5 protein-coding genes and 1 pseudogene are annotated in these 9287 nt (G+C 35.3%); all 6 read left to right on the top strand.

Annotation, left to right across the window (positions count from 1 at the left end; genetic code table 11):
• Positions 1-877: 877 nt before the first annotated feature.
• The gene (locus ACSHW7_RS15810; protein WP_435680337.1) at positions 878-3982 is read left to right on the top strand and encodes a SusC/RagA family TonB-linked outer membrane protein; all 3105 of its coding nucleotides are present in this window, start codon (positions 878-880) and stop codon (positions 3980-3982) included.
• Positions 3983-3998: 16 nt separating this feature from the next.
• Positions 3999-5444, top strand: coding sequence for a RagB/SusD family nutrient uptake outer membrane protein (locus ACSHW7_RS15805; RefSeq protein WP_435680336.1), 1446 nt, complete (start codon positions 3999-4001; stop codon positions 5442-5444).
• Between the two features lie 18 nt (positions 5445-5462).
• Positions 5463-6287 carry a PKD domain-containing protein gene (locus ACSHW7_RS15800; RefSeq protein ID WP_435680335.1) on the top strand — a complete coding sequence of 275 codons (825 nt, stop codon included), beginning with the start codon at positions 5463-5465 and terminating at the stop codon, positions 6285-6287.
• Positions 6288-6457: 170 nt separating this feature from the next.
• On the top strand, positions 6458-8017 hold the full coding sequence (locus ACSHW7_RS15795; protein ID WP_435680334.1) for a hypothetical protein: 1560 nt from the start codon (positions 6458-6460) through the stop codon (positions 8015-8017).
• 9 nt (positions 8018-8026) lie between these two features.
• The gene (locus ACSHW7_RS15790; RefSeq protein WP_435680333.1) at positions 8027-8938 is read left to right on the top strand and encodes a polysaccharide lyase family 7 protein; all 912 of its coding nucleotides are present in this window, start codon (positions 8027-8029) and stop codon (positions 8936-8938) included.
• Between the two features lie 11 nt (positions 8939-8949).
• Positions 8950-9287: pseudogene (locus ACSHW7_RS15785) on the top strand (hypothetical protein); the annotation flags it as partial.

The raw sequence follows: 9287 nt of genomic DNA, 5'->3' as shown, positions 1-9287 counted from the left end.
ACGTAATAAAATGCCAAAAAGCGGTGTTTAATTTTGTATAGCACCATATGAAACTGATGGATTTTGTCAGAAAAAAATGAAAGTGTTTTTAATGGTATTTTAGTGTTTTCCGAAAAGGCTTTATTGCTAAAAATTTAAGTAAATTCTAATTTTATTAGCCTTGCCAATAGCTCCATTTCTTTCTGAGATAACAACAAAACAATTTCTTTTTTGCTAACAAAGACGATACAATCATTACTATTTCAAAAATTCAATAACTGCCAACAAAATTAACAAAAAGCAGTAAAACACTCACTCAATTCAGCTTATTAATAGTATAAGAAATCACCTCTAAAATAACACACTCAACTACTAGAAAAACCTATTTATTAATAGATTAATACGGTTTAATCCCCAAATTTTTCTTCTCTTAAAACCAAGAAGTATCCAATTAACACTTTAGCAAACAATAACTAGTTAAAATAGCATATTCTTAATATTTAACATTGATTTTATTAATATTATTTTTTTTAACAAAGTATTAAGTTATATTTGGTAAACCAATTTGGTAAACCAGTATGGGTAACCAATTGAAAAAAAATAAGAATTACTAGCTAATATTAATCAAAGAAATATTTAATGAAAGCATAAAATACTTAAATAAAAAAAGGACGGGCGCACACCCATCCTTTTTAACTAAAATTACTTCATTCTCACGGGAAGTAATACAACGAACACGTACATTTTACTATACACGCTCATTACAAAAATACAAAATTCAGAGATGTTAATGAGTTACGTGCTATAGTAAGTTGATGATTAAGTGGAATTCTTACACAGTTTCATTTAGGCGTCGGGCCTTAAACCGATGAACATTACTAACTTAACTTTAACACAAATGAATTTTAAAAACAAACTAACGCTTGTAGCTATATTGTGTTTCAATATATCTCTATTTGCCCAAGACAACTACTCGCTGTCAGGTACGGTTTCCGATGTGGACAACGTTCCAATACCAGGGGTTAACGTTATCATCGCAAATACCACCACAGGTACCTCTACAGATTTTGACGGATTATATCAAATAAACGTTTCGGAAGGCGATTTACTTCAATTTTCTTATATCGGTTACGTAACTCAGACGATAGCTATAACCGGTCAAACAGAATTATCTGTTACCATGATGGAAGATGCTAGCCAACTAGACGAAGTTGTCGTAGTAGGTTATGGTACACAAAAAAAATCTACATTAACTGGTTCCATATCTAAAGTAACTAACGAAAGCTTAGACCAAATAGCGGTTTCAAGGGTAGATGATGCTCTTATTGGTCAAGTTTCCGGAGTTAACATCCAAGCAACCAACGCAGAGGCTGGTGGTGCCCCAACTATAACTATTAGAGGTATAGGGTCTGTTACGGCTGATTCAGGACCTGCTTTAGTAGTTGATGGAATAATTGTAAGTTCAGATTTTCTTGGCAACCTGGATATGAACGATGTTGAGTCTTTTGAAATATTGAAAGATGCTGCATCTGCTGCTATTTATGGTAGTGAAGGTTCTAACGGTGTTATTCTAATTACTACTAAGAGCGGAAAGGCCGGAAAAACGAAATTTAGCTACCAAACTTACTCAGGTTATAAAAGCGCCCATAAAAGTGAAGACTATTCCAAGAGTGTTTCTGACTGGGCAAATAAAGAGCGTGCTGCAACAGGTTCACTTTCTAATGAGACACAATATGCACAACTCTTAGTTAAGACTACTGGTGTTGACAGAGATTGGCAAGATGTTTTCTTTGATGGAGGAACCGTAACAAGTCATTCCCTATCTGCAAGAGGTGGTACGGAAGACACTAAATTTAGTGCATCACTAAGATACCTTAGCGATGAAGGAGTTGTAATAACAGATGACTATAAGTTATATACTGCTAGTTTAAAGGTGAATTCTAAAATAGGGGATAAATTAAAATTTGGTCTTAGTGCTACGCCATCATATACAAAACAAAGACGTCTGCCTACATCAATACATAATCCAATACGTCAATCACCTTGGTTACCTATATATCATACTGAAGAATCTCTTCAGTTTATTGATCGTAGTTCTTATCCAGATGTTGGTGTTGGTGATTACTTCTATGAAAATCATTTATTGAACTTAGATATTAATGGTGACGGAAGCACAAGTAGACCTCGTACTTCTGGTGATTCAAACCCATACGCACAATACGTTGAGAGAGAACATTATGAGTACAATACCAAGTTATTTGGCTCAACATATTTAAGTTATGAAATTGCAGATGGCCTTACCGCCAGAACATCATTAGGTGTAACTCTTGAACAAAGAAAAAGAACTAGATATGACGGTACAATGCATCATTCAGGTGGTGCCGGTAGAGCAGCTTATTATTTAGGAAATAGATTTAGAAGTAGATTAATTTCGGATAACACCTTAAACTACACTAAAACTTTTAATGATAAGCATGACCTAAATTTACTTCTAGGTATGACTGCACAGAGAAGAGTCTCTGAAGAAAGTATTACTACTGGTAGTGGATTTTCTAATGATTTATTGAAAAACTTTCAAGGTGCTACACTAGTTGATATACCTACTGAAACTAATACAGAGTTGAAGAAATTAGGATATTTTGCTAGAGTAAATTACGCATACGATGGGAAATATTTATTTAATGCGTCTTTTAGACGAGATGGAAGTTCTGTTTTTGGCATTGACTCCAAGTGGGGTAATTTCCCTGCAGTATCTGCAGGTTGGAATGTATCCAAAGAAAACTTCTTAGCGAACAGTGATGCAATAAGTAACTTAAAATTTAGAATTAGTTACGGTCTTACCGGTGCTGAGAATTTTAATGTTGGAGATGATGTTGTAAACGCATGGCCTTATTTAGCATTGTTGCAAAATTCAAATGCAATTGATAATGGAAATGTAAGTTCAGGTGTTTCTCCACGTAACATTGCTAATGCGTTATTACAATGGGAAGCTTCTGAAGAATTCTCCGTTGGATTGGATTACGCACTTTTTTCTAATAGAATTTCAGGTTCTTTAGACTACTACCAAAGAACTAGTGATGAACTACTATTAAACAACCCCGTATCTTATCTTACTGGTTTTAACAATGGTATAGTAAATCTAGGAAAAGTACAAAACACGGGATGGGAACTAGAGCTTAGAACCAAAAATATTATTGGCGAAAAATTCTCTTGGAACTCAACTTTTATTGCTTCTACCAACAAAAATGAGTTACTCAGTTTTGGAGATTCCAACAATGCTTTAATTGAAGATGACTACGGCAGAAATTCACAATGGATTAATCGTATAGGAGAACCCATATCTTCTTTTTGGGGTTATGTAGTAGATGAAGAAGCTTTTGATGAGACTTCTTTTAGAACAACTTACGTTGATAATCCTTGGAACAGAATTAATGGTCAATCAGATGATACTATCGTAAAGGATTTAAATGGTGATGGTCTAATTACCGATGAGGACAAAACTATTTTAGGAGACCCTTACCCAGATATGGTATATAGTTTTACTAATGAATTTAAATTAGGAAATTTTGACTTCTCTTTCATGGTTCAAGGAAGTGTAGGTGGCCAAGTAAACAATATTGGTGACCAATATTTCTATAACTGGTTTGGTAACAGAACCCGTAGTGGAGGCGAAACTCAAGCTGTTGCGGACGGTCTAGTGCCACATGAGTCTTTTATACAAGAAAAAGTATTAACAAGTGAAGTTATTGCTAGCTCAGATTACTTTTCATTAAGAAATGTAAATCTTGGGTATAACTTTCCAGAGGACGTAACCTCTAAAATAGGTTTAGACGGTTTAAGACTTTATGCCACTGCTCAGAATCTACTTTATCTTACTGCAGATGATTATCACGGTTTCAACCCGGAACATGTAGACGGCAGTAACCCTAGAGCATATGGTTCACAAAGAGCGGGTACACCAATATTCAAGACGGTAACATTTGGTCTAAACATTGACTTTTAATCTAAAAAAACAAAAAATGAAACATATAAAATATTTAATTTTTGCCGTAACAGTGTCCGTTTTTGTTTCTTGTGATACTGAGGAATATTTGAACCCACTACCAGACACCGCAGTTGCAGTAGATGCTTTTTTTCAAACTGATGCAGATGTACTAGCTGGGGTAATAGGAATTTATGATGCTCTTCAAGGAGTAAATGAAAATACTATAGGGAATATTGGTGACGCTAACAGAGGTGTACAATTTGAACACCTTTTGACTGAGCATAGAACTGATAATACAAGGAATGCTACACTAGAAGGTTCTAAAGCCGATTTTCACAGATATACGGTTAATTCTAACAATGTAGAATCTGAAGATTATTATGCTTCTATGTATGAAGTCATTTTTAGAGCTAACAACATCTTGAACTTTATTGATATTGCAGATGCAGGTAATCAAGCAAAGTACTCAGCTGAAGCTAAATTCTTAAGAGCTTACGCCTACTTTAAATTGGTTCGTATGTTTGGTGATGTGCCCCTAGTAACTTCCGTAGTAGGTCCTACAGAGAATGAAACTCTTTTTATTAGAATACCTAAAGCACAGATTTACACGCAAATTGTAGCAGACTTACAAGAAGCTATTACTGTTTTGGATAATTCATCTAAATCTAGAGCGTCAAAAGCAGCTGCTCAAGGTATTTTAGCAAAAGTATACTTAACACAGGCAAACCCTAATTATACAGGTGCACAGCAAATGTGTGAAGCCATTGTCAATAGTGGAGCTTTTGATTTAGAAAGCAGCTTTAGTGATGTATTTTATTCTGAGTTAAATGATGAAATCATTTTTGCTATTCAATACATGACCGGTAATAGCCTTGAGAGTCAAAGTTTTTCTTCTGAATTTACTTCTGGCGGTAGACGTCAAGGACAAGAGGATGGTCAAAATATTGTAAATGACAACCTTATTGTAGATTTTGAATTAGCAGGAGGTAACAGAACAGCCGTTTCATATTTTACCTTTTCTGATGCAACGGAAGTAACCAAGTTCTTACCTGAAGGATCAGACCTTAGTGTTTCGCCACCAACTTATGGCGGAAGTTCTCGAGATGCCGGTAACGATTATATTGCTTTACGATATGCAGATGTACTTCTTATGCATGTAGAAGCAATTATGGCTGGAGGAGCTTCAACTAACAATGCTGCTGCCTTAGCTTCTTTTCAAAAAGTAAGAGATAGAGCAGGTTTGACAGATGCTGTTAGCAATATTACAAAAGAGGACCTTTTGCTTGAAAGAAGAGTAGAATTGGCTTTTGAAAACCAAAGATGGTTTGATCTATTAAGATTTGGAGTTGCAGATGCAGTTTTAACTGCTCATGCTTCCGAACTAGGTTATGTATTCGATGCTAGAAAATTATTACTACCCATTCCTGCGAGAGAAATAAACATAAGTGGTGGTCTTTTAACTCAAAACCCAGGATATTAATCTATAAATATTTAAGCAATGAATTATAAAATAAATATTTTCAATAAAAGAACGGTATTACTCTTGGGTGTAGTTACAACTAGTTTGTTTATTAGCTGTGATGACAGTCTTTTCAGAGATGATTTACCAGATGCAAATTCTAAAGTAGACACCGTATTTCCAGAAGCTAATTTTGATTATACAGCAGACCAGGACAATTTTAGAATAATAAATTTTACCGATCTCTCTAGTGAGGCATCAAACTACTTATGGGATTTTGGAGGCGGAGAAACTTCTTCAGAACAAGACCCTACGTATACCTTTGAGGCAGGAGAGGGCATTTATCCTGTAACTTTTACTGCTAGTGATGGTAATGGTGAGACATCCTCAATTACCCTAGATGTAGTAGTTGAGGATAAATTAATATCAGCTTTTGAATGCCCAGACTTTTTATGTGACCCAAGAACTCCTTGGGCAGGATCTAGTGGCGAAACAAGTACATATTCAGCATCCCAGTCACCGGTACCGCCAGAAGGTAATGGGGCTGCTAAATTGAGTAGTAGTTCAAACTTTCTTGATCAAACTATATTAGTACTTCCTGGCAGAACATATGAAATAACTTTCTGGTATGTGAGCAAATCTAGTGGAACTGCCGCTGGAACCCTACTAATTGAAGATGCGGATAATGAGGACGAACCAGACTTCGTTAATGAAGGTATTCCTTTATCTGCTAATGCTTCTAATTATCAAGCTATTTCATACAGATTTGAAACAGGAGTTGCAACAGAAAACATGAGATTCAATATTGAGTATGCAGGTACTGAAACTAGGTTTTCTAAAATTAGCATAGAACAAATTGAATAATTGGTTCCATTTAAATATTACTATAGAAATGCTAAGCACTTTTTTATCAATCGCATTTCTATAGTAATTAATAAAGTAATAGCTGTATTTGCCTTTGTTGATAGTATTAAGATTTATTAAACATACTAGTTTCAACAGAGAGAAATAAACAAATAAAAAATAAATAAAAAATGAAATTAATAAACAAAGGAATAAGCGCCTTGTTAATAACGGGACTTATATTGTCATGTGAGGATGATGGTTACACACCGATTGCCCCAGTGGCATCATCCGGAGGAGAGACCATAAGTGTGTTGTCTAGTTTTTCCGCTACGTCAGGTCCTGATGGTGATGGAAATGAAGACGGCACCTATATTACAGTTACACCAGTGTCTGTAGGAGTTGACTCCTACACAGTAGATTTTGGAGATGGTGGCAGCCCTGTAACTATTTCAGAACAAGGTGGGTCTGCTTCATATGATTATCCTAACGAAAATGAAGAAGCAGACTATATAATATCTGTAACTACAAAAGCAGATGGTCAATCAGACATCACTAAAAGCGAAGAAATAACTATTACTCATTCTCCTGTAGCTATTAAAACAACTGCTGCGTCACCTAGCAGAAATACTGCAGATGTAGTTGCTATATTTAGTGACGGTCTTGATTTTGATGGTGGTTTTGTTCCTTATCAAATAGCATTAAGTGATTTTTCAGCAGATAAAATCGTTACGACCGAATCAGAGAACAACGTGCTTGAATATTCTAGACTTGGAAGCAATGTAGGAGCCTTTGTATTTGGTAAACCGGCTACGTATGAAGAGGATGGCGAAACAATTAAAGAAGAGGCCGAAGCTGAACCAATTGTTATTGCAGAAGCATTAGCTTCTCCAGCAAATGACAACCCAGACGGAATTGGCGTTACTGATATTCATTTTGATGTTCATTCTGTTTTTTCCGAAGGAATTGATAAGTTAAAAATTACTTTGATAAATGGTGATACCGATGAAGAGTATGTAATTGATGGCATTGATTTAGCAGATGGTGAATGGGCAAGTTTAGATTATAACCTAGCTACTGATTTTTCAGCACCTGTAGTTCAAATTGATGAAATAAAATTTGAACTAGGAACAGGAGGTACAGCAAAAGACCACGCTACTATTAACGTAGACAATATCTATTTATCAAAGGCTGCTAGTTCAACCATTTTAAATGGTGGTTTTGATTTGAGCACAGCTCAATGGAAGATAGCTACTCATACAGATGGAAACACTGATGCTTTTAACGGAAGTGGTGACGGCTCGTGGACAAATTATGATGGATCAGCCAATGGAAGTAAAACAAGAGGAGCAAAATGGAGTAACGGTACTTCTGGAGGAGTATATGCAAGCAGTAAAAGCAGATACGGGTACCAAGCGCTTACATTACTTCCTGATACGGATTATATCTTGGAATTTGAATATGCCATAAAAGATGACAGCTCGGATACTGAACCAGTAGGAGGCAGAAGAATGGTTGCCGTAGTTCTAGACGGTCACTTTATTGATGGAGCTGATGCTATAGCGGCAGAGAGCAGTAATTTGGGAAGTCATTTTGGAACGATAGCAGAGGGAAAATTCTCTGATACCGTAGGTACCTTAGTTCAAGTTCCGTTTACTTCTAATGAAAGTGGAGAGGTTGCTATATGGCTTTATGCAATTACCGTAAAAGATGGTTGGTTTGACAATGTTAAAGTAACTCTAGCACCGTAATTGAGTGTAATGAATTATATCCGAAAAGAATTATTAATATCAATTTTAATACTTTTTATATCTGTAAACGCTACTTGTCAGAACAACGAGAGTAGCGTTACGGAATCGGGTATAAAAACTAAAAAATCTAAGAAGAGGAAAAAGAAGATAAGACTTCCTGAAATTGAATTAAGCAATTGGAAAGTAACCATTCCAGAGGGCACAGGAAAAGGAGGTGCAATTAGTGTTGAACCGCCGGAGATTTTAGATTATGCTACAAATAAGACTTTAAAACCTTATATGTATAATGACTCTACCAAAGGAGCTTTAACATTTTATGCCTACCCTACCTCAGCTACTACAGCCAATACAAAATATTCCAGATCAGAACTTAGAGAACAAATGGTTCCAGGTGACGATAATACAAATTGGACTTTTAAACAAGGAGGGTCTTTAAAAGCAAAACTTGCTGTTGATGAAGTTTCTCGTGATGAAAATGGTAAATATCATAAAGTTATCATTTTGCAAATACATGGACGCCTAACAAATGAACAACGAGATTTAATTGGACAGAAAGACAATAACGCCCCTCCAGTATTAAAAATTTACTGGCAGAATGGTAAGGTTAGAGTTAAAACCAAAAAACTAAAATACCCAGGTGTAAATTCCATAGGAATACTTCATGAAGAGGCTTGGACAGATGATGAAGGATTCAATTTTGAAGAAGAAGTAGGTTTTAGAAAATTTCAGGTCGAAGTGAAAGTTTCCGATGGAAAAATGGTGGTTTCATTAAACAAAACTGAATTCGCCGTTTATGATGATTTTAATATGAAACGTTGGGGCATTTTCGAAAATTACTTCAAAGCCGGTAATTATTTTCAAAGCAGGGATGAAGGTTCTTTTGCTAAAGTTAGTTTTTATGAACTTGAAGTAAACCATTAATAACAATACTTATGAATTTCAACAGTGTTCAATATTTTTTTAAACAAGCAATTATTAAAAATTGCTTGTTTCTTATTGTACTGTTCAGTTTATGGAGTTGCGACAATTCTTCTGATGCTATTGAAAAAGAGGTTGAAGAGGAAATGGTTGAACAAGAAGAGATTCAAGAAGAAGTTGAAATTATAGAAGAGACACCTGAAGAGGTTGTTGAAGAAACATTTTTATTACCAAATATTGATTTGAGCAACTGGAAAGTTACCCTGCCAACTGGTAGTCCAGATGAAGTAGAGCCACCAGAAATATCTGATTACGCTACTGATGATCGCTTACTACCATATATGTATAATGA

The organism is Patiriisocius sp., assembly GCF_051252435.1.
Lineage (GTDB): Bacteria > Bacteroidota > Bacteroidia > Flavobacteriales > Flavobacteriaceae > Patiriisocius.
This window is presented reverse-complemented; position numbering and strand designations above follow the sequence as displayed.

Coding starts and splice junctions, on each gene's coding strand:
- ACSHW7_RS15800 (WP_435680335.1), top strand. CDS start 5,463: ATGAATTATAAAATAAATATTTTCAATAAAAGAACGGTATTACTCTTG.
- ACSHW7_RS15805 (WP_435680336.1), top strand. CDS start 3,999: ATGAAACATATAAAATATTTAATTTTTGCCGTAACAGTGTCCGTTTTT.
- ACSHW7_RS15790 (WP_435680333.1), top strand. CDS start 8,027: ATGAATTATATCCGAAAAGAATTATTAATATCAATTTTAATACTTTTT.
- ACSHW7_RS15810 (WP_435680337.1), top strand. CDS start 878: ATGAATTTTAAAAACAAACTAACGCTTGTAGCTATATTGTGTTTCAAT.
- ACSHW7_RS15795 (WP_435680334.1), top strand. CDS start 6,458: ATGAAATTAATAAACAAAGGAATAAGCGCCTTGTTAATAACGGGACTT.